This is a genomic window from Pseudomonas sp. NFIX49 (assembly GCF_900115915.1).
Taxonomy (GTDB): domain Bacteria; phylum Pseudomonadota; class Gammaproteobacteria; order Pseudomonadales; family Pseudomonadaceae; genus Aquipseudomonas; species Aquipseudomonas pharyngis.
The window spans coordinates 516,468-538,134 of the sequence record NZ_FOYE01000003.1; the positions used below are offsets into that span (position 1 = coordinate 516,468).

Below are 21,667 nucleotides of genomic sequence, written 5' to 3' on the forward strand. Positions count from 1 at the left end.
GATTGCCTCTTTATCGCGAGGCAACCTTTTCAATCAACGCTTCTGGGTCAGGGCGCGGCGTTCGAATTCGACGATGCGCTGACGGTAGTGTTCGATGGTCTGCGCGGTCAGGACGCTGCGCTGGTCATCTTTCAATTCGCCGTTCAGTTCCTGGGACAGCTTGCGGGCTGCCGCGACCATCACGTCGAAGGCCTGCTTCGGATGACGCGGGCCTGGCAGGCCGAGGAAGAAGCTCACCGCCGGGGTGCTGAAATGGTCGATGTCGTCCAGATCGAAGATGCCCGGCTTGACCGCGTTGGCCATCGAGAACAGCACTTCGCCGTTGCCGGCCATGCTTTCGTGACGGTGGAAAATATCCATCTCGCCGAAACGCAGACCGCTTTCCAGAATGTTCTGCAGCAGTGCCGGGCCCTTGAAGCCGGCCGGGTCGCGGCAGATCACGCTGATCACCAGCACTTCTTCTGCCTGCGGCTGATCCTTGTCGGCCACTGCCGGCGAAGACTTGGCGGCAGGTTCGACAAAATCATCGTCGCGGCTGCTGATGCTCGGGCCGCCGTCCAGGTCCAGATCGAGATTCAGGTCGCCCTGGGCCGGACCGCTGCTGCCACGCTTGCCGCGCTTGGAACCGGATTCGCGAGGCTCGCGAGCCGGCATGCTCACCGATGGCAGATCGTGCTCGTCCAGTTGCGGCTCTTTATGGGTATCCAGCACGCGGGCCGGGCCCAACAGCTCGGCGCTGGTGTCCTCGTCGGGCAGGTTGGACAGACTTCGGTCAAGACGGAATTTCAGTTTTCCCTTGCCGCCGCGCATACGGCGCCAGCCATCGAAAAGAATACCGGCTATCACAATGATGCCGATGACGATCAGCCACTCGCGCAGACCGATTTCCATGTAATCCCGTGCCTCTATAAAAAATGCTGAAAAATAAGGGGTTTACACTGTGCAAACCGCTTTAAAACGTGGCGCCAACTCTATGTTCTGACAGGCGTTTTGCCCACGTATACGAAAAATTGACATTAAACTAGCACGACCAAAGACAACTTTACACCGTCTGTCGAAATCGCCGCGCAAATTGTGTCGAATTGCCACTTTCATTCAAATAGCCCACCTGTCGTCAGCTTTGCGCAGCTCAGCTGCAAGTTGCGAGCTACAAGCCACAAGCTCTTCTCTTACAGCTCACAGCTTATCGCTCGAAGCTGCGCCGCTAGGCGTCCACCATCGCCATCGCCTCCTCGACATCCACGGCTACCAGTCGCGAACAACCCGGCTCGTGCATCGTCACACCCATCAACTGGTCAGCCATTTCCATGGCGATCTTGTTGTGGGTGATATAGATGAACTGCACGGTCTGCGACATCTCTTTGACCAATCGTGCGTAGCGTCCAACGTTAGCGTCATCCAGTGGTGCGTCAACTTCATCGAGCATGCAGAACGGCGCCGGATTCAACTTGAAGATCGCAAAAACCAGTGCCAGTGCGGTCAGGGCTTTCTCGCCGCCGGAGAGCAAATGGATGGTGCTGTTCTTCTTTCCGGGCGGCTGCGCCATGATCGTCACCCCTGTATCGAGTAGATCTTCGCCCGTCAGTTCCAAATACGCCCGCCCGCCACCGAAAACTTTTGGGAAAAGTGCCTGTAAACCGCCATTGATCTGATCAAAGGTATCTTTGAAACGGTTACGGGTTTCCTTGTCGATCTTGCGGATGACGTTTTCCAGCGTCTCCAGCGCCTCCACAAGATCGGCGTCCTGGGCATCCAGATAACGTTTACGCTCGGATTGTTGCTGGTATTCGTCGATCGCCGCGAGGTTGATCGCGCCCAGGCGCTGAATCCGCGCGGCGATGCGTTCAAGTTCTTCTTCGGCAGCCTTCTCGCTGGCCTCGGCAGTCAAGGTGTTGAGCACGCCGTGCAGATCGTAGCCGTCTTCCAGCAATTGATCCTGCAGGGCCTTGCGGCGCACGGTCAGGGCTTGCCATTCCATGCGTTGCTGTTCGAGCTGGCCACGGATCAATTGCGATTGCTGCTCGGCCTGGGTCCGGCGTTTCTCCGCGTCACGCAGTTCGCGGTCGGCGTCTTCCAGAGCGATCTGGGCGGTCTTGAGTTCGTCGTCGACGCTCATGCGCTTGTCGAGCAACTCTTCAAGCTTGAGGCGCAACTCTTCCAGCGGCGCCTCGCCCTCCTCCAGATTCAGGCTGAGCTGTTCACGTTTTTCGGTGAGGCGCTCGGCCTGCATTTCCAAACGCTCAAGGGCCTGGCGAGTCGAATCATGCTGGGCCCGCAGCGAGCCGAGGCGCACGGCCAATTGATGGGCGTGGTCCTTGTGCTGGCGGGCTTCCTGACGCACCCGATCCAGCCGCTCGCGCAGACTGTCGCGCTGGGCCAGCAGCAATTCGCGCTGCTCGGTATCGAGGGCCATGGCGTCGAGGGCTTCCTGCAACAGGATCCGCGCTTCGCCGATGTTTTCGTGTTCCAGCTCGCGCTGCTCGGCGAGCTCGACCAGCTCTTCGTCGAGGCGGGTGCGACGCAGGTTCAACTGCTCGGCCTTGGCCTTGCCGGCGGACAGTTGAGCTTTCAACTCGCCTTGCTGACGGGCTTCGTCTTGCAGCAAACGACGCAAATGTTCGCGACCGTTTTCCTGCTGACGCTGTTGCGCGCGCAGGGTTTGCAGACGGGTTTCCATGGCCTCGACCGTGGCTTCGCGCTCTTCGCGTTCCGCATGCAGCGATTCGATTTCCTGACCGCGTGCGAGCATGCCGCTTTCGGCTTCGCTGGCGCGGCGCACCCGCAGGAAATGCCGGCCGATCCAGTACCCGTCGCGGCTGATCAGGCTCTGCCCGGCAGCCAGTTGGCCGCGCAGGGCCAGCGCCTGTTCAAGGCTGTCGACCGGTTTGACCTGCCCGAGCCACGGCGACAGATCGACCTGCGCCTCGACCTTGTCCAGCAGACTGCCGGCCACGCGCACACCGTCATTGCCGGGGCTGAGCAAACGCAAATCGCCTTGGGCAAAACCGGACAGATCCAAGCCGTCGAAATCATCCACCAGCACCGCTTGCAGGTCGGCGCCGAGCACGGTTTCCACCGCCAGCTCCCAACCGGCCTCGACCTTCAGGCCTTCGGCCAGACGCGGGCGTTCGGCGAGGTTGTGTTCTTTCAGCCATTCGGCAGTTCCGGTGCCCGGATCGAGCGCGGCCTGCTGCAAGGCTTCCAGCGATGCGAGGCGGCCATTGAGGCGCTGCAAATCGCCTTGCGCCTGCTGCTGCGCGGTCAGCGCCTGCTGCAATTCCTGACGCAGTTGCTCAAGTTTTTCGACCTGGGCTTCTTCGCTGGTCTGCAAATCTTCAAGGGTGGCTTCGGACTCGGCGAGCTGCTCGCTGAGCTCCATGATCGCCGCATCTTCCGGATCGGCCGACAGCAGCGCGCGCTCTTCGCCCAGGCGCTTTTGCCGATCGGCCAAACGCTCCATGCTGGATTCCAGCTGCTGGATGCGCGACTGCTGCACTTCGGCCTGGCGACGGGGTTCAGCGGCGGTCAGGTTGAAGGCGTCCCACTGCTCCTGCCAGCCGTGCATCACGGCTTCGGAATCTTCCAGCGCAGCGGCGGCTTCTTCAGCGGCGGCGTTGGTGATTTCCTGCTCGGGAGTCAGTTGATCGAGTTCTTCGCCGAGGGTCAGCAGCAAGGTGCGGTCGTGGCCCAGGTGCGATTCGGTTTCGAGGCGTGCGCGTTCGGCTTCTTTCAGGTCGTCCTGCAATTGGCGCAAGCGCTGCTGGCCGTGCTGGATGCTCTGCTCGACCCGGGCGATGTCGCCGCCGACCGAATAGAAGCGCCCCTGCACCAGATTGAAGCGCTCGGACAGGTCATGGTGACCGTCGCGCAGGCGTTCAATGGCCGCGTCGGCGTTGCGCTGCTCGGCGACCAGCGCTTCGAAGCTGATTTCCTGGTTGCCGATGATCGATTCACGCTGGCTGACCTGATCGTTCAGATCCTGCCAGCGCAGGGCCGACAGTTGCGCCTTGAGCTGGCGTTCTTCGGCCTTGTATTCCTGATACTTCTTGGCGGCCTCGGCCTGACGGTGCAAGCGTTCGAGCTGGCGTTCAAGCTCTTCACGCAGGTCAGTCAGACGGGCAAGGTTTTCGTGGGTGCGGCGGATGCGGTTTTCGGTCTCGCGCCGGCGCTCCTTGTACTTGGAGATGCCGGCGGCTTCTTCGATGAAGTTACGCAGGTCTTCCGGTTTGGACTCGATCAGCTTGGAGATCATCCCCTGCTCGATGATCGAGTAACTGCGCGGGCCGAGGCCGGTGCCGAGGAAAATGTCGGTGATGTCGCGACGACGGCATTTGGCGCCGTTGAGGTAATAAGTCGTCTGGCTGTCGCGGGTCACTTTGCGGCGGATCGAAATCTCCGCGTAGGCCGCCCACTCGCCCAGCAGCGTGCCGTCGGAGTTGTCGAACACCAGTTCGATGCTCGCCTGGCTCACCGGTTTGCGACTGGTCGAGCCATTGAAGATGACGTCGGTCATCGACTCGCCGCGCAGGTTCTTGGCCGAGCTTTCGCCCATCACCCAGCGCACGGCGTCGATGATGTTCGACTTGCCGCAACCGTTCGGCCCGACGACTGCCGCCATGTTGCTGGGGAAGTTCACCGTGGTCGGGTCGACGAAGGATTTGAACCCCGCCAGCTTGATGCACTTGAGCCGCAAGGTCAGGCAACCGTCAGGGCGGACACCACCAGATCGCAGCTGCGCTGGGCGTAAGCCGTCAGCACGATGCGAATCTGCGGCAGGTCACGGGCGAGGACGGCGGCGAGCAGGCGTTCGAACAGGTCGAGGAACTCGCTCATCTCGGCCTTGCGCTGCTCCAGCGCGAGGAAGTACGCACGGCTCATGGCCGGTTGCAGGTTCTCGACGGTTTCCTGCAGGTACGGGTTGTTGGCGAACGGGTACGCGGCGCGCATGACGTTGAAGCTGTCGTCGACGAAGGTGCGGATGTCCTGACGCTCGTAGCTGGCGGTCAGGCGCTGCTGGATCTGCACGAACGGCGCCATGTCGGCCTGGGTCTGCCAGCCATTGGCCACAGCGTTGCCGAGCAGGATGTACAGCTCGCTCATCAGCGTGCACAGGCTCTGCACCTTGTGCGCCGTCAGCTCAGTGACGTGCGCACCGCGGCGCGGCAGGATGGCGATCAGGTGACGGCGCTCGAGGATCAGCAAGGCTTCGCGGACCGAGCCGCGGCTGACGTTCAGCGCCAGCGTGACCTTCTGTTCCTGGATGCGCTCTCCCGGCTTCATTTCGCCGCGAATGATCCGTTCGGCGAGGTGGTGAGCGATTTGCTCGGCGAGGCTGTCCGGCGCCTTGAACGTCATGGTTGTCCTTCAAACTCTTCGATCTGCACAAGCGGCGCAGTGTAGCGCAATGCGCGGTCATGGCGGAGTGCCCGCACAGCGGTTTTTGGCACGATTCCCGCAAAAAAGCGCTTGATCCAATGAGGGTCAATACTGAAGAGACACGTGATTGAGCGACAAAACGGTTTTTCCTGACCTTTAAGTCAGAAAACCATTGACCGAAAAGTCAGACCTGCTAAATTCGGCTCAAGTCGCTCAACAACAATAATGAGTCTGCGAGGCCTTCCGTGATCCAGTTTTTACTTAACCAGGAACTCCGTAGCGAGCACGCCCTGGACCCGAACCTGACTGTGCTCAACTACCTGCGCGAACACGTGGGTAAATCCGGCACCAAAGAAGGCTGCGCCAGCGGTGACTGCGGCGCCTGTACGGTGGTGGTCGGCGAGTTGCAGACGGATGACGATGGCCGCGAACACATTCGCTATCGCAGCCTCAACTCGTGCCTGACATTCGTGTCGTCGCTGCACGGCAAACAATTGATCAGCGTCGAAGACCTCAAGCACAAGGGCGAACTGCACAGCGTGCAGAAAGCCATGGTCGAGTGCCACGGTTCGCAGTGCGGTTTCTGCACCCCCGGTTTCGTGATGTCGCTGTTCGCCCTGCAAAAGAACAGCGATGCACCGGATCAGGCCAAGGCCCACGAAGCGCTGGCCGGCAACCTTTGCCGCTGCACCGGCTACCGACCGATCCTGGCCGCCGCCGAACAATCCTGCTGCGCCAAGCAACCGGACCAGTTCGACGCCCGTGAAGCGGAAACCATCGCCCGCCTCAAAGCCATTGCCCCGACGTCGATCGGTGAACTCAACAGCGGCGACAAACGCTGCCTGGTGCCGCTGACCGTCGCCGACCTGGCCGATCTCTACGACGCTTATCCACAGGCCCGCCTGCTGGCCGGCGGCACCGATCTGGCGCTGGAAGTCACTCAGTTCCACCGCACGTTGCCGGTGATGATCTACGTCGGCAACGTCGCCGAAATGAAACGCATCGAAACCTTCGAAGACCGCATCGAAATCGGCGCCGCCACCGCCCTCTCCGACTGCTACGAAGCGTTGAACGCCGAGCACCCGGACTTCGGCGAGCTGCTGCACCGCTTCGCCTCCCTGCAGATCCGCAACCAGGGCACTTTGGGCGGCAACATCGGCAACGCCTCGCCGATCGGTGACTCGCCGCCCCTGCTGATCGCCCTCGGCGCGCAGATCGTGCTGTGCAAGGGCGAGACCCGCCGCACGCTGGCCCTCGAGGATTACTTCATCGATTACCGGGTCACCGCGCGCCAGGAAAGCGAGTTCATCGAGAAAATCATCGTGCCTCGCGCCACGGCCGAGCAGCGTTTCCGCGCCTACAAAGTCTCCAAGCGTCTGGACGACGACATCTCTGCCGTCTGCGCCGCGTTCAACCTGCGCATCGAGAACGGCGTCATCACTGACGCGCGCGTCGCCTTCGGCGGCATGGCCGCGATCCCGAAACGCGCCGCTCATTGCGAAGCGGTGCTGCTCGGCCAGCCGTTCAACAACGCAGTGGTCGAACGCGCCTGCACCGCGCTGGGCGAGGATTTCACCCCGCTCTCTGACTTCCGCGCCAGCAAGGAATACCGCCTGCTCAGCGCGCAGAACCTGCTGCGCAAATACTTCATCGAACTGCAAACACCGCACATCGAGACTCGGGTGACCGCTTATGTCTAACCATCACGGCGTAGAGAAAACGCAAGCTGAACTGGCTGAACTGTTCGCCAAAGACCTGACCACCGGCGTCGGCCGCAGCGTCAAACACGACAGCGCCGCCAAGCATGTGTCCGGTGAAGCGCAATACATCGATGACCGTCTGGAATTCCCCAACCAGTTGCACGTTTACGCGCGGTTGTCGGATCGCGCCCACGCGAAAATCATCAGCATCGACACCCAGCCCTGCTACGCCTTCGAAGGTGTGCGCATCGCCATCACCCATGAAGACGTGCCGGGCCTGAAAGACATCGGCCCGCTGCTGCCGGGTGATCCGCTGCTGGCCATCGATGACGTGCAGTTCGTCGGTCAGCCGGTGCTGGCTGTGGCCGCCAAGGATCTGGAAACCGCACGCAAGGCCGCCATGGCCGCAATCATCGAATACGAAGATCTGGAGCCGGTGCTGGACGTGGTCGAAGCCCTGCGCAAACGCCACTTCGTGCTCGACAGCCACACCCATCAGCGCGGCGATTCGACCACGGCTCTGGCCACGGCCGAACATCGCATTCAAGGCACGCTGCACATCGGCGGTCAGGAACACTTCTATCTGGAGACCCAGATCTCCTCGGTGATGCCGACCGAAGACGGCGGCATGATCGTCTACTGCTCGACCCAGAACCCCACCGAAGTGCAGAAGCTGGTGGCCGAAGTTCTCGACGTGTCGATGAACAAGATCGTGGTCGACATGCGCCGCATGGGCGGTGGTTTCGGCGGCAAGGAAACCCAGGCCGCGAGCCCGGCGTGCCTGTGCGCGGTGATCGCGCACCTCACCGGCCAGCCGACCAAGATGCGCCTGCCACGGGTTGAAGACATGCTGATGACCGGCAAGCGTCACCCTTTCTACGTCGAGTACGACGTCGGTTTCGACAGCAACGGGCGCCTGCACGGCATCGCGATGGATCTGGCCGGTAACTGCGGCTGCTCGCCTGATCTGTCGGCCTCGATTGTCGACCGGGCGATGTTCCACTCGGACAACTCGTATTACCTGGGCGATGCGACCATCAACGGTCACCGCTGCAAGACCAACACCGCGTCGAACACCGCGTACCGTGGTTTCGGCGGGCCGCAAGGGATGGTCGCGATCGAAGAAGTGATGGACGCCATTGCCCGTCACCTGAACCTCGATCCGCTGGCCGTGCGCAAGGCCAACTATTACGGCAAGACCGAGCGCAACGTCACCCATTACTACCAGACCGTCGAGCACAACATGCTCGAAGAGATGACCGCCGAACTGGAAGAAAGCAGCCAGTACGCCGAGCGCCGCGAAGCGATCCGTCGCTACAACGCCAACAGCCCGATCCTGAAAAAAGGCCTGGCGCTGACCCCGGTGAAGTTCGGCATTTCCTTCACTGCCAGCTTCCTCAATCAGGCCGGTGCGCTGGTGCACGTCTACACCGACGGCAGCATCCACCTGAACCACGGCGGCACGGAAATGGGCCAGGGTCTGAACACCAAAGTCGCGCAAGTCGTGGCCGAAGTGTTCCAGGTGGAAATGGACCGCGTGCAGATTACCGCGACCAACACCGACAAAGTGCCGAACACCTCGCCGACCGCGGCCTCCAGTGGCGCCGACCTGAACGGCAAAGCGGCGCAGAACGCTGCCGAGACAATCAAGCGGCGTCTGGTCGAATTCGCCGCGCGGCACTACAAGGTCAGCGAAGAAGACGTGGAATTCCACAACGGCCACGTACGGGTGCGTGACCACATCCTGACCTTCGAAGCGCTGATCCAGCTGGCGTATTTCAATCAGGTGTCGCTGTCGAGCACCGGGTTCTACAAGACCCCGAAAATCTACTACGACCGCAGCCAGGCCCGTGGTCGGCCGTTCTACTACTTCGCCTTCGGCGCGGCGTGCTGCGAAGTGATCGTCGACACCCTGACCGGCGAGTACAAGATGCTCCGTACCGACATCCTCCACGACGTCGGCGCCTCGCTGAACCCGGCCATCGACATCGGCCAGGTCGAAGGTGGTTTCGTTCAGGGCATGGGCTGGCTGACCATGGAAGAACTGGTGTGGAACAACAAGGGCAAGCTGATGACCAACGGCCCGGCCAGTTACAAGATCCCGGCCGTGGCGGACATGCCGCTGGACCTGCGGGTGAAGCTGGTGGAAAACCGCAAGAACCCGGAAGACACGGTGTTCCACTCCAAGGCTGTGGGTGAACCGCCGTTCATGCTCGGCATCGCCGCGTGGTGTGCGATCAAGGATGCGGTGGCCAGCCTTGGCGATTACAAACATCAGCCGAAGATCGACGCGCCGGCGACCCCGGAGCGGGTGTTGTGGGGCTGCGAGCAGATGCGCCAGCTCAAGGCGGTGAAAGCCGTCGAAGCTGAAACCGAGGTTGTTTGATGATCGTTCCCACGCTCTGCGTGGGAATGCAGCCCGCGACGCTCTGCGTCGCATCCTGAACAGCGGACGCGGAGCGTCCAGTGATGCATTCCCACGCGACGGTTCGACGCCTCGACGTGGGAACGATCTGAGAGGTGAGATATGTACAACTGGATCGACGCCCTCGCCGACCTGCAGAACCAGGGCGAACCCTGCGTTCTGGTGACGATCATCGAAGAACTCGGCTCGACGCCGCGCAATGCCGGCTCGAAGATGGTCGTCAGCGCCCGCCAGACTTTCGATACTATCGGTGGCGGGCACCTGGAATACAAAGCCATGCAGATCGCCCGCGAGATGCTCGCCAGCGGCAAGCAGGACACCCATCTTGAGCGCTTCAGCCTCGGCGCCAGCCTTGGCCAGTGCTGCGGCGGCGCCACGGTGCTGTTGTTCGAACCGATGGGCCAGGTGCAGGCGCAGATCGCCGTGTTCGGCGCCGGCCATGTCGGCCGCGCGCTGGTGCCGCTGATCGCCAGCCTGCCCTGCCGGGTACGCTGGATCGATTCCCGGGAAGAGGAATTCCCCGAGCAGATTCCCCACGGCGTGCGCAAGATCGTCGCCGAGGAACCGGTGGATGAAATCGACGACCTGCCCGCCGGCAGCTACTGCATCGTCATGACCCACAACCATCAACTGGATCTGGAACTCACCGCCGCGATCCTCAAGCGCAACGACTTCACCTGGTTCGGCCTGATCGGCTCGAAGACCAAACGGGCCAAGTTCGAACACCGCCTGCGTGATCGTGGTTTCGACGCCAGCGTCGTGCAACGCATGCGCTGCCCGATGGGCATCGGCGAAGTCAAAGGCAAGTTGCCTGTGGAAATCGCCATCTCCATCGCCGGCGAAATCATCGCCACCTATAACGCCAATTTCGGCCAGCACACCGCCAGCGCCGAACCGATTGCCAAACTGCTGCCGGTTTCGCGCCGCAGTCAGGCCGCCACACTCAAAGCCTCAAACTGATTAGAGAACCCTCATGCCTCTGACTCGCAAAGCCTACCGCGCCGCCATCCTGCACAGCATCGCCGACCCCGCCGAGGTCGGCATCGAAGCCTCCTACGAGTATTTCGAGGACGGCCTGCTGGTGGTCGATGGCGGCAAGATCAGCGCCCTTGGCCACGCCAGCGAACTGCTGCCGAGCCTGCCGGCGGACATCGAGATCACCCATCACAAGGATGCGCTGATCACCCCGGGCTTCATCGACACCCACATCCACCTGCCGCAGACCGGCATGGTCGGCGCCTATGGCGAGCAACTGCTGGACTGGCTGAACACCTACACCTTCCCGTGCGAAAGCCAGTTCGCCGACAAGGCCCACGCCGATGAAGTGGCGGATATTTTCATCAAGGAACTGTTGCGCAACGGCACCACCACCGCGCTGGTGTTCGGCAGCGTGCACCCGCAATCGGTGAACTCGTTCTTCGAAGCGGCCGAGAAGCTGGACCTGCGGATGATCGCCGGCAAGGTGATGATGGACCGCAACGCGCCGGACTACCTGACCGACACCCCGGAATCGAGCTACGTCGACAGCAAGGCGCTGATCGAGCGCTGGCACGGCAAGGGTCGTCTGCACTATGCAGTCACCCCGCGTTTCGCGCCGACCAGCACCCCGGAACAGCTGACCCTCGCCGGCCAGTTGCTCAGCGAATACCCGGATCTGTACATGCAGACCCACATCAGCGAAAACCTCAAGGAAGTCGAGTGGGTCAAGGAGCTGTTCCCGGAGCGCAAGGGCTATCTGGACGTCTACGACCACTATCAATTGCTCGGCGAGCGTTCGGTGTTCGCCCACGGCGTGCACCTGTGCGACGACGAATGCGCGCGCCTGGCGCAGACCGGTTCGGCGGTCGCGTTCTGCCCGACCTCGAACTTCTTCCTCGGCAGCGGCCTGTTCAACCTGCCGATGGCCGAGAAGCACAAACTGAACGTCGGCCTCGGCACTGACGTCGGCGGTGGCACCAGTTTCTCGCTGCTGCACACCCTGAACGAAGCCTACAAGGTGATGCAGCTGCAAGGTGCACGCCTGAGCCCGTTCAAGTCGCTGTACCTCGCCACCCTCGGCGGCGCGCGGGCACTTCGTCTGGAAGACAGGATCGGCAACCTGCAACCGGGCTCCGACGCCGACTTCCTGGTGCTGGACTACAACGCTACGCCGCTGCTGAGCTACCGCTTGAAGCAGGCCAACAACATTGCCGAGACGCTGTTTGTACTGATGACCCTGGGCGATGACCGCACTGTGGCTCAGACTTATGCAGCAGGTGCGCTGGTACACCAGCGCTAACTGATTGCTCGATCGTCCCCACGCTCTGCGTGGGAATGCAGCCCGTGACGCTCCGCGTCACTGGACGCGGAGCGTCCCCAGAGACATTCCCACGCAGAGCGTGGGAACGATCAGACGGACAAAAAAAATCCCCCGGTACTTTGCAGTCCGGGGGATTTTTATTGCCTGTCGATTCGCCTCAGAGCTTGACCGCCGGCCGCCCCGGCTTCTTGGTCTGCAACAGGTGCGAGAACACTGCATGCAGATCGTCCGAAGCGCTTTCCTCGTCGAGGTTGAGCTTGCTGTCGATGTGGTCCATGTGATGCATCATCAGATCCACTGCCAGCTCGCCGTTACGCGCTTCGATGGCGTCGATCAACTGGGTGTGCTCGTCGTAGGAACAGTGCGAGCGGTTACCGCTTTCATACTGGGCAATGATCAGCGACGTCTGCGAAACCAGACTGCGCTGGAAGCTGATCAACGGCGCGTTCTTCGCCGCTTCGGCCAGTTTCAGGTGGAATTCGCCGGAGAGACGGATGCCGGCGCCGCGATCGCCACGGGAGAAGCTGTCGCGCTCGTCGTTGACCATCTGGCGCAGTTCGGCGATCTGCTCGGCGGTGGCGTGTTGCACCGCCAGCTCGGTGATCGCGCGCTCCACCAGACGTCGGGCGAGGAACACCTGACGCGCCTCTTCAACGCTCGGGCTGGCGACGACCGCGCCACGGTTCGGCCGCAACAGCACCACGCCTTCATGGGCCAGACGCGAGAGCGCGCGGCGAATGATGGTGCGGCTGACCCCGAAAATTTCCCCCAGCGCTTCTTCGCTCAACTTGGTGCCGGGCGCCAGGCGCTGTTCGAGGATGGCCTCGAAGATATGCGCATAGACAATATCGTCCTGGGTTCCGCTGCGGCCGGCTTTGCCTGCTCGCGGTTGTTTCTTGAGGGGTTGCAACTGTTCGTTCATGGGCACTCGAGTCGGGAAGAACGGCGGCGAATTGACCGTGACTGTAATACGGCACAGTGGGTCGCTGGCAAGTATCGCGTAAAAAACAGCGCGATTGTACACAATGGAAGGTGGCAACACGACTGTACGGCTGTTTGCGACTTCGGCTGTATTGCAACGCTCCGTTACGTTTGAGTTTAGGCTTAAACCCGAAATCCGTGGCTTGAACAAGGAACGCCGCTGTCATGAACGAAATTACCCACACCCGACTGCGCCCGCTGGCGGACACATCGCCCTCCGCCATTGTCGCCGGGTTCATCGCGATGATGACCGGCTACACCAGTTCGCTGGTGCTGATGTTCCAGGCCGGGCAGGCGGCGGGCCTGACCAGCGGGCAGATATCTTCGTGGATCTGGGCGATCTCCATCGGCATGGCGGTGTGTTCGATCGGTCTGTCGCTGCGCTATCGCACGCCGATCACCATTGCCTGGTCAACGCCCGGCGCAGCGCTGTTGATCACCAGCCTCGGCGGCGTGACGTATGGCGAAGCGATTGGCGCCTACATTACCTGCGCCGTGCTGGTGACGATCTGCGGCCTGACCGGCAGCTTCGAACGGCTGGTGAAAAAGATCCCGGCCTCCCTCGCCGCCGCGCTGCTGGCGGGGATCCTGTTCAAGATCGGCAGTGAAATCTTCGTCGCCGCACAGCACCGCACCGGTCTGGTGCTGGGGATGTTCTTCACGTATCTCATCGTCAAACGCCTGTCGCCGCGTTATGCGGTGCTCGCCGCGCTGCTGATCGGCACCGCGCTGTCGGGCTTCATGGGTTTGCTGGACTTCAGCGGCTTTCATCTGGAAGTGGCGACACCGGTCTGGACCACGCCGCACTTTTCCCTGGCCGCGACCATCAGCATCGGCATTCCGCTGTTTGTCGTAGCGATGACCTCGCAGAACATGCCCGGCATCGCCGTGTTACGGGCCGACGGCTACAACGTCCCGGCCTCGCCGCTGATCACCGCCACCGGCATTGCGTCCCTGCTGCTGGCGCCGTTCGGTTCCCACGGCATCAACCTGGCGGCCATCAGCGCGGCGATCTGCACCGGGCCCCATGCCCATGAGGATCGCAACAAACGCTACACCGCAGCGGTGTGGTGCGGGATTTTCTACGGGATTGCCGGGGTGTTCGGCGCCACGCTGGCGGCGCTGTTCGCCGCGCTGCCCAAGGAACTTGTGCTGTCGATTGCTGCGCTGGCGCTGTTCGGTTCGATCATCAACGGCTTGAGCATCGCCATGACCGAGGTGAAGGAACGGGAAGCAGCGCTGATCACGTTCATGGTCACGGCGTCGGGGCTGACGTTGTTTTCCATCGGTTCGGCGTTCTGGGGGATTGTCGCGGGGGTGTTGACCTTGCTGATCCTCAACTGGCGCAAGGCTTAAGGCCTGAGTAAAAAGCAGGCATAAAAAAACGGCGACCCTCGGGTCGCCGTTTTTTCAGTATCACTTGGCCGCGTTGATCGGCTTTTCCGGATACCAGACGTCCAGCAGCGGGCTGATTTCAGTGCTGGTCAGCTCGGAGCGGGTTTTCAGCCAGGCTTCAACAGCAGCGCGCTGCTCTTCGGTGACCGAGCCGCGCTTCTGCAGGCAAACCAGACCGAAGTCGTCGCCGCCGACATAGCCCAGACCGTTGGCTTCCATGGCTTCTTTGATGAATGCTTCGAGGAAAGCGTCAATGGCTTCTTCGGACAGGTCTTCTTTGAAGCCCAGGTTCAGTTCGAAACCCAGCTCTTGAAATTCATCGACGCACAGTTTTTTGCGCAGACGCTGGGAACGGTTAGTCGCCATTGGAACAATCCTCTTAAGTAATAACGGCCGGCACTTTACCAGTTTAAGCCGGCGATTGCCCGACTCTCTGGGACGTGCGTGCGACCGCCTGTAAAAAAATAACGAATTGGCGCCCTTGCGAAAGGCACAAGCTGTAACAGCTTGGGGCATAATGCCGACACTTTCATGACCACTGAGGGCCTTTTCATCCATGTCCTCGTCTTTTTTCCCCTCGGCTGTAGGGTTTTATTTCATATGATCAAATCGTTGCGTCCTCTGCTCCTGGCCGGTCTTCTTCTGCCACTGGCCTTGCCCGTCTCCGCTGCCACCATCAACACCGCCCTGACCCCCAACGTCGAAAAAGCCCTCAAGGCCAGCAAGCTGCAGCCCACTGCCCTGTCGCTGGTGATGGTGCCACTGGACGGTCCGGGCACGCCGACCGTGTACAACGCCGACGTGTCGGTCAACCCTGCCTCGACCATGAAGCTGGTCACCACTTACGCGGCGCTGGAAATGCTCGGCCCCAACCATCAGTGGAAAACCGAGTTTTACACCGACGGCGACCTGAACGGCGGGATCCTCAACGGCAACCTCTACCTCAAGGGTGGTGGCGATCCGAAGCTGAACATGGAAAAACTCTGGCTGCTGATGCGCGACCTGCGTGCCAACGGCGTAACCCAGGTCACCGGTGATCTGGTACTGGACCGCAGCTTCTTCGTGCAGCCGCAACTGCCGGAATTCAACGATGACGGCAACGACGAGAACAAGCCGTTCCTGGTCAAGCCGGATTCGCTGCTGGTCAACCTCAAGGCCCTGCGCTTCGTGGCCCGCAACGACAATGGCCGGGTCTTGATCTCGGTCGAACCGCCGATCGCCAGCATCAACATCGAAAACACCGTCAAAGCGCTCAACTCCAAACAATGCACCGGCGGCGTGCGCTACAACCCGGTGCCGCAGGCCGATGGCAGCGTGACCGTGACCGTGGCCGGCCAGTTGGGTGAAGGCTGCAGCTCGCAGACTTATCTGTCGCTGCTCGACCACGCAACCTACACCGCTGGCGCCGTGCGGGCGATCTGGAAGGAACTGGGTGGCAGCATCCAGGGCAAGGATCGTCTGGCCCCGACCCCGAGCAGCGCCAAAGTGCTGGCCCGTGCGTTCTCGCCGGATCTGGCGGAAATCATCCGCGACATCAACAAATACAGTAACAACACCATGGCTCAACAGCTGTTTCTGAGCCTGGGCCAGAAATTCCGCAACGACGCCGACGGCGATGACGCCAAAGCCGCGCAACGCGTGGTGCGTCAGTGGCTGGCGAAGAAAGGCATCACCGCGCCGCATCTGGTGATGGAGAACGGTTCCGGTCTGTCGCGTTCCGAGCGGGTCAGCGCCCGGGAAATGGCCAACATGCTGCAAGCGGCCTGGCACAGCCCTTACGCCGCCGAGTACATCAGCTCGCTGCCGATTGCCGGCACGGACGGCACCATGCGCAAACGCCTGAAGACCACCGCGATGCGCGGCGAAGCCCACGTCAAGACCGGCACCCTGAACACTGTTCGAGCGATTGCGGGCTTCAGCCGCGACGTCAACGGCAACACCTGGGCGGTGGTGGCGATCCTCAACGACAAGGCCCCGTTCGGCGCGTCGTCGGTGCTGGATCAGGTGCTGCTGGATCTTTATAAACAGCCACGGACGCCGCAGACTGCTTCGGTCCTGTAATCCCCGTAATTGATTGTTCCCACGTCGAGGCGTCGAACCGTCCGCGTGGGAATACAGCCCGTGACGCTCTGCGTCACTGGACGCGGAGCGTCCCCGGAGGCATTCCCACGCAGAGCGTGGGAATGATCAGGTGGCAGAGGGGCTCAGTTCATCTGCCGCTCAACCCGATCCCGCCCACCCTGCTTCGCCGCATACACCCCCGAATCCGCCCGCAACAACAGCGCATCCGCGCCCTCCCCCGGTCGCCAGCTGGCAATCCCGAAACTGGCCGTCACCACCCCCACCACGTCGATCGGCGCACTGCGCAGGCTGTGCCATAACTCCTCGGCCAGCATGTGGGCGTGATCGCCGTCGATGTCCGGGCACAGCACCATGAACTCTTCGCCGCCCAACCGGCAGAACACGTCGGTACGCCGCAGCCGGTGACCGATGCGCTCGCAAACCGCCTGCAACACGCGGTCGCCCACCGCGTGACCGTACTGATCGTTGATCCGTTTGAAGTGGTCGATGTCGAGCATGATCACTGACAACTCGCCACCGCCACGCTCGACCCGCGCCATCTCGGTGGTCAGGCGCTCCTGGAAATAGCGCCGGTTGTGAATGCCGGTCAGGGAATCGGTCACCGACAGCGCGCGCAATTCTTCTTCCACCCGTTTCAGGTCGGAAATATCCGAAATATAGCCGTGCCACAGCACGCCGCCGCCCGGCAGTTCCTCCGGCGTCGCCTCGCCGCGAACCCAGCGCAGGCCGCGCCCGGGTAATTGCACGCGGTATTCCTCGCGCCACGGACTGAGATTGTCCGCCGAAGCGCGGATCGACTTGCGCACGCGGCTGACGTCCTGCGGATGGATACGGGTGAAAATCGCTTCGGCGTTGAGCAGCAGCACATCCGGCTCGAGCTCGTAGATTTCGCGGATACCGTCGCTGGCGTAGATCACGCTGAAGCGTCCGTCGAACTCCATTTTGAATTGATAGATCCCGCCGGGAACATGGGCGCTGAGCTTTTTCAACAGCACATCCCGCGCGGCCAGCGCTTCGTGCACGCGCTTGCGTTCGGTGATGTCGATGCAGATCGCCAGGTGCCCGACCCACAGCCCCTGCTCGTCCAGCACCGGCGTGGCCAGCATGTTCACTGGAATGTGGCTGCCGTCCTTGCGCACCAGCGTCCACTCGCGCGCCTCGTGCCCGCCGACTTCGCCACCCTCCACCAGCATCGCCTGGCAGGTCGGAATGGTCTTGCCATAGCGGGCGCTGAGCTCCGCCGCGCGGGCCACCAGTTCCCGGGGAAAGTGCAGGTTTTCCAGGGTCATGTGGCCGACCACTTCGTTGCTGAGATAACCGAGCATCTGCTCGGCGCCGGGGTTGAACGTGTTGATCACACCGCGCAGGTCGGTGGCGATGATTGCCACTTGGGTGGCCGCGTTGAGCACTCCGCGCAACTGGCCGTGGGTGCCGCGCAGTTCCTGTTCGCGTTCATGCAGCTCCTGAGTACGCAACTCGACCATGCGCAACGCGCGCTGGCGCTGACTGACCAGCACATAAAGCAGCGCACTCAACAGCAGACTGAGCAACCCGCCCAGCACCACCACGCTGCCCACTGCCGAATGGTTGGCCTGCATGAACGCTTCGCTGGGCAGGATATCCACCTGATAGTCGTGATCAGCCATGCGCACCAATCGCGTAGCCGACAGATCGCTCGGCACCGGTTCATTGGTCGACTCGAACAACACTTCATGCTGATCGTTGGTGGACAGATCGAGGATGCGTACCGACAGATAGTCATGAAGTGCATCCGGCAAGCCGTCTGCCAGCAGCTGTCGCATGCTGATGACAGCCATCACATAGCCATATGATCTGGATTCCCCTTCGCGCAGCAGCGGTGCCACCAACAATACGCCGCGTGCGTAAGCCGGCTCGATACCGACCAGATGCATGGGCTGCGACACCGCCAGACCGCGTAGCTGGTCGGCGCGTTCAAGGGTCGAGCGGCGCAATGGCTGGGCCAGCAAGTCGTAACCCAGCGGCGCGCCAAGCCGGCTCTGGGTCTGGCTGTACAACACCACTACGTATTCATCGCGGGCCGAGGCCAGTTGCAGTTCGCCGCGAGCATTCAGTTCGCGCACGCTGAAGGTGCTCAGGCCTTCATCTCGCGTCCGCTGTTCGAAAGCTGCACGCTCGGCGCCGCTTACCCGCAGGGCAAACGAGTAGGCCTGGGTACGCAGTAATAAAGGTTGGGTGTAGCCGTCGAATTCGGCGCGGGACACCGATTCGGAGTTGGCGAAGAACCGGCGCAAGCCATCGAGGCGTTGCTCCTGATCCTGAAAACGTTCTTCGATGCGGCTGTAGCGCTCGTTGGCCAGTAGCTGAAAGCGCTGGCGCAACTGGCTATGAAATTGATTGAGGGTGCCCCAGGCGAGCAGCCCCGTGAGAATCCCGCCGGCGAGCAATACCAGCACCGCGACCAGCCAGGCCGAGACTTCTTCGCTGATAAAACCCAATATCTTCGGGCGCACGGGGTGCAACGACATAAAAGCCACTCACTACGTCAGCATCTGCGGGAAAAACCCCATCGGCCGTGTGTGAGTTATAGCTATTAGCCACTAATTTGGCTAGTTCTGAACGGATCCAAGAGCCTTTAAAAATCAAGGCTCTGTGGATCCAATGTTGCAGAGTGTCAACGAGCCGTGATTTTCCAGGCGCGGTGGATCTTGCCGTTACGGGCGAAATCCGGGTCGATGGTGCTGGCGGTGATTTCCTCGACCGCGTAACGCTCGGCCAGGGTGTCTTCGAGCTGGAACTTGCGGAAGTTGTTGGAGAAATACAACACCCCGCCGCTGGCCAGACGCGCCATGGCCAGGTCGATCAACTGCACCTGATCACGCTGCACGTCGAAGATGCCTTCCATGCGCTTGGAGTTGGAGAAGGTCGGCGGATCGATGAAGATCAGGTCGTATTCGTCGCGGGAATTCTCCAGCCACGCCATCACATCGCCCTGCTCCAGACGGTTCTTGTCGGAGAAACCGTTGAGCGAAAGGTTGCGGCGCGCCCAGTCGAGGTAGGTTTTCGACAGGTCGACGCTGGTGGTGCTGCGCGCGCCACCCTTGGCAGCGTGCACACTGGCGGTCGCGGTGTAGCAGAACAGGTTGAGGAAGCGCTTGCCGGCCGCCTCTTTCTGGATCCGCATGCGCATCGGCCGGTGGTCGAGGAACAGCCCGGTATCGAGGTAATCGGTGAGGTTGACCAGCAACTTCACGCCGCCTTCGGTCACTTCATTGAACTTGCCTTGGGCAGCCTGACGCTCGTACTGCTTGGTGCCGCTCTGACGCTCGCGGCGCTTGACCACCACGCGGCTCTTGTCGATGTTCAGCGCCTGCGGGATGGCCGCCAGCGCGTCGAACATGCGGATCGAGGCTTTTTCCGGGTCAATAGACTTCGGCGCGGCATATTCCTGAACGTGTACCCAGTCGTGGTACAGGTCGATGGCCATGGCGTATTCCGGCATGTCCGCATCGTAGACGCGGTAGCAGTCGATGCCTTCGCGCTTGACCCACTTGCTCATGGCCTTGAGGTTCTTCTGCAGGCGGTTGGCAAACATCTGCCCGCCTTCGCTCAGGCGCGGTTGCTCGATCACTGGCGCCGGGGCCGGCGTCGGTTTGATCGGGTTACCGTTCTTGTTGAACTTGCGCTCTTGCGGCTCGTTCGGCGTCTGGTCGTAAGCGGCTTGTTCACGCTCGGCCTGACGCTGTTCCGGAGTGCGACGCTCGCCGGTGACGAACTGATCCGGCAGGACTTTGATCAACAGCAGCTTGCACGGCAGCGCGCCGTTCCAGAACGAATACTGTTTATGGCTGCGGATGCCCATGCGCTTGCCCAGGTCCGGCGCGCCGGTGAACACCGCCGCTTCCCAGTTCAGGCAGGCCTGACGCAGACGCTCGCCGAGGTTCTGGTAGAGGTACAACAGACTGGCTTCATCACCCAGACGCTCGCCGTACGGCGGGTTGCAGATGACCAGACCTTTCTGGTTCTGGTCTGGACGCGGTTCGAACGTCGCCACTTCACCCTGATAGATCTTGATCCACTCGCTCAGGCCGGCGCGTTCGACGTTGTTGCGGCCCGGCTGGATCAGCCGTGGGTCGGCTTCATAACCACGGATCCACAGCGGCGGTTTGGCCAGACCGGCAGCGGCGCGCTCGACGGCTTCTTCATGGAGTTTTTTCCACAGCGCCGGCACGTGGCCCAGCCAGGCGGTAAAGCCCCACTGTTCGCGACGCAGGTTCGGCGCCATGTCGGCGGCGATCATGCCGGCTTCGACCAGGAACGTGCCGACACCGCACATCGGGTCAGCCAGCGCGCCACCTTCGGCGGCGATGCGCGGCCAGCCGGAACGGATCAGGATCGCTGCCGCCAGGTTTTCCTTCAGCGGCGCAGCGCCCTGCTGCAAGCGGTAACCGCGCTGGTGCAGGCTGTGGCCGGACAGGTCGAGGGACAGAATCGCTTCGCCACGATCCAGGCGCAGGTGAATGCGCAGGTCCGGGTTGAGCTTGTCGATGCTTGGACGGTCGCCCTGCGGGGTGCGCAGTTTGTCGACGATGGCGTCCTTGACCTTCAGGGCGCCGAAGTGAGTGTTGTCGATGCCCGAGCCATGACCGCTGAATTCCACGGCCAGGGTGCCGTCGGCCAGCATGTGGTCCTGCCAGTCGACGTCGAGTACGCCGTGGTACAGGTCTTCGGCGTTTTTCATCGGGAAGCGCTTGAGCACCAGCAGCACCCGGTTGGCCAGACGCGACCAGAGGCACAGGCGATAAGCGGTTTCCATGGTCGCCATGCCACGCACGGCGGAGGTGTGTTCGCGGGCCTCTTCAAGGCCAAGCCCGACGGCTTCCTCGATGAGCAGGCCTTCAAGGCCTTTGGGGCAAGTGAGGAAGAGTTCGAAACGGTCGGACATGGTTTTTCCAGAGCCTTTGGCTGATGAACCGGCAACGCATTGCCGGTCCGGTTTTCAATCAGGCGCTTTTCTACAAGAGCGCCCGCGTGGCACGAAGGTGTGCCGTTCCATCCCCGCTGCTCGGGTTAAAAGAGCTTAGATGCCGGGACAGATAAAAAAGTTGAAGCAACAAAATGACTCAAAGCAACCCTTCGTCGAATAGTAGCCCAGCGTAAACGTGGGTCATTCTCACTAAAGGATTAACCTCATCATCCAGCGCGGGGCCGATCATACCGGGGTTTGGCCAATAAACGCTGGATAAATACGCGGTTACTTATGGCCATAGCATCTTTTTCGTTACGTCCTTATGACAAAACGGTCATTCCATCGATGTGACTCATTGGTTAGAACTGGACACAGGTTGACGTCGCAACGGCGTCAACACCTTGGCTCGCCACGCCGGCAGCGAGCCGCCAACGGCAGAGTTTTTCTGCCAGACCTCAATT

13 protein-coding genes are annotated in these 21,667 nt (G+C 61.5%); 6 read left to right on the top strand and 7 right to left on the bottom strand.

The features are described from left to right. Positions 1–33: 33 nt before the first annotated feature. The 3 genes from zipA to BMZ46_RS10525 all read right to left on the bottom strand — a co-directional run bounded on the left by zipA (position 34) and on the right by BMZ46_RS10525 (position 5,355). Complete coding sequence (gene zipA / locus BMZ46_RS10515) at positions 34–891, bottom strand: cell division protein ZipA (RefSeq protein ID WP_074687633.1); 858 nt, start codon at positions 889–891, stop codon at positions 34–36. Positions 892–1,204: 313 nt separating this feature from the next. After that, a complete protein-coding gene (smc, locus tag BMZ46_RS10520) occupies positions 1,205–4,693 on the bottom strand; it encodes a chromosome segregation protein SMC (RefSeq protein WP_074687632.1) in 3,489 nt (1,162 codons plus the stop codon). A gap of 2 nt (positions 4,694–4,695) precedes the next feature. Then, positions 4,696–5,355 carry a GntR family transcriptional regulator gene (locus BMZ46_RS10525; protein ID WP_039770022.1) on the bottom strand — a complete coding sequence of 220 codons (660 nt, stop codon included), beginning with the start codon at positions 5,353–5,355 and terminating at the stop codon, positions 4,696–4,698. A 266-nt stretch (positions 5,356–5,621) separates the two neighbouring features. Here BMZ46_RS10525 and xdhA point away from each other — a divergent pair, with 266 nt between their 5' ends. The 4 genes from xdhA to guaD all read left to right on the top strand — a co-directional run bounded on the left by xdhA (position 5,622) and on the right by guaD (position 11,779). Continuing rightward, on the top strand, positions 5,622–7,076 hold the full coding sequence (gene xdhA, locus BMZ46_RS10530) for a xanthine dehydrogenase small subunit (protein ID WP_074687631.1): 1,455 nt from the start codon (positions 5,622–5,624) through the stop codon (positions 7,074–7,076). Further along, positions 7,069–9,462 (top strand): xanthine dehydrogenase molybdopterin binding subunit, encoded by a 2,394-nt coding sequence (xdhB, locus tag BMZ46_RS10535; RefSeq protein WP_074687630.1) that lies wholly within the window; start codon positions 7,069–7,071, stop codon positions 9,460–9,462. The genes xdhA and xdhB overlap by 8 nt, the downstream gene beginning before the upstream one ends. 141 nt (positions 9,463–9,603) lie before the next feature. After that, positions 9,604–10,461: a xanthine dehydrogenase accessory protein XdhC gene (gene xdhC, locus BMZ46_RS10540; RefSeq protein ID WP_074687629.1), complete on the top strand. Its 858-nt coding sequence runs from the start codon at positions 9,604–9,606 to the stop codon at positions 10,459–10,461. 13 nt (positions 10,462–10,474) lie between these two features. Then, complete coding sequence (guaD, locus tag BMZ46_RS10545; protein ID WP_074687628.1) at positions 10,475–11,779, top strand: guanine deaminase; 1,305 nt, start codon at positions 10,475–10,477, stop codon at positions 11,777–11,779. Positions 11,780–11,957: 178 nt separating this feature from the next. On the opposite strand, the gene BMZ46_RS10550 is transcribed toward guaD, so the two are convergent. Then, positions 11,958–12,722, bottom strand: a complete 765-nt coding sequence (locus BMZ46_RS10550) for a GntR family transcriptional regulator (protein ID WP_007952027.1) — start codon at positions 12,720–12,722, stop codon at positions 11,958–11,960. A 224-nt stretch (positions 12,723–12,946) separates the two neighbouring features. Between BMZ46_RS10550 and BMZ46_RS10555 the strand changes: the two genes are divergently transcribed. Beyond that, positions 12,947–14,137, top strand: coding sequence for a benzoate/H(+) symporter BenE family transporter (locus BMZ46_RS10555; protein WP_039770013.1), 1,191 nt, complete (start codon positions 12,947–12,949; stop codon positions 14,135–14,137). 60 nt (positions 14,138–14,197) lie between these two features. On the opposite strand, the gene BMZ46_RS10560 is transcribed toward BMZ46_RS10555, so the two are convergent. Beyond that, positions 14,198–14,542, bottom strand: coding sequence for a YggL family protein (locus BMZ46_RS10560; RefSeq protein WP_039770011.1), 345 nt, complete (start codon positions 14,540–14,542; stop codon positions 14,198–14,200). A gap of 234 nt (positions 14,543–14,776) precedes the next feature. Between BMZ46_RS10560 and dacB the strand changes: the two genes are divergently transcribed. Next, on the top strand, positions 14,777–16,237 hold the full coding sequence (gene dacB, locus BMZ46_RS10565) for a D-alanyl-D-alanine carboxypeptidase/D-alanyl-D-alanine endopeptidase (protein WP_039770010.1): 1,461 nt from the start codon (positions 14,777–14,779) through the stop codon (positions 16,235–16,237). 143 nt (positions 16,238–16,380) lie between these two features. Here the strand turns inward: dacB and BMZ46_RS10570 are convergent, their stop codons facing one another. Both BMZ46_RS10570 and rlmKL read right to left on the bottom strand, forming a co-directional pair. Then, positions 16,381–18,765, bottom strand: a complete 2,385-nt coding sequence (locus BMZ46_RS10570; protein WP_074687627.1) for a sensor domain-containing diguanylate cyclase — start codon at positions 18,763–18,765, stop codon at positions 16,381–16,383. A 146-nt stretch (positions 18,766–18,911) separates the two neighbouring features. Next, the gene (gene rlmKL, locus BMZ46_RS10575; protein ID WP_074687626.1) at positions 18,912–21,182 is read right to left on the bottom strand and encodes a bifunctional 23S rRNA (guanine(2069)-N(7))-methyltransferase RlmK/23S rRNA (guanine(2445)-N(2))-methyltransferase RlmL; all 2,271 of its coding nucleotides are present in this window, start codon (positions 21,180–21,182) and stop codon (positions 18,912–18,914) included. Between the last annotated feature and the right edge of the window lie 485 nt (positions 21,183–21,667).

Excerpts from the sequence above, each read along its gene's own strand:
- BMZ46_RS10560 (WP_039770011.1), bottom strand. The coding sequence starts at position 14,542 with ATGGCGACTAACCGTTCCCAGCGTCTGCGCAAAAAACTGTGCGTCGAT.
- zipA (WP_074687633.1), bottom strand. The coding sequence starts at position 891 with ATGGAAATCGGTCTGCGCGAGTGGCTGATCGTCATCGGCATCATTGTG.
- dacB (WP_039770010.1), top strand. The coding sequence starts at position 14,777 with ATGATCAAATCGTTGCGTCCTCTGCTCCTGGCCGGTCTTCTTCTGCCA.
- BMZ46_RS10525 (WP_039770022.1), bottom strand. The coding sequence starts at position 5,355 with ATGACGTTCAAGGCGCCGGACAGCCTCGCCGAGCAAATCGCTCACCAC.
- BMZ46_RS10555 (WP_039770013.1), top strand. The coding sequence starts at position 12,947 with ATGAACGAAATTACCCACACCCGACTGCGCCCGCTGGCGGACACATCG.
- BMZ46_RS10570 (WP_074687627.1), bottom strand. The coding sequence starts at position 18,765 with ATGTCGTTGCACCCCGTGCGCCCGAAGATATTGGGTTTTATCAGCGAA.
- BMZ46_RS10550 (WP_007952027.1), bottom strand. The coding sequence starts at position 12,722 with ATGAACGAACAGTTGCAACCCCTCAAGAAACAACCGCGAGCAGGCAAA.
- xdhC (WP_074687629.1), top strand. The coding sequence starts at position 9,604 with ATGTACAACTGGATCGACGCCCTCGCCGACCTGCAGAACCAGGGCGAA.
- guaD (WP_074687628.1), top strand. The coding sequence starts at position 10,475 with ATGCCTCTGACTCGCAAAGCCTACCGCGCCGCCATCCTGCACAGCATC.
- rlmKL (WP_074687626.1), bottom strand. The coding sequence starts at position 21,182 with ATGTCCGACCGTTTCGAACTCTTCCTCACTTGCCCCAAAGGCCTTGAA.
- xdhB (WP_074687630.1), top strand. The coding sequence starts at position 7,069 with ATGTCTAACCATCACGGCGTAGAGAAAACGCAAGCTGAACTGGCTGAA.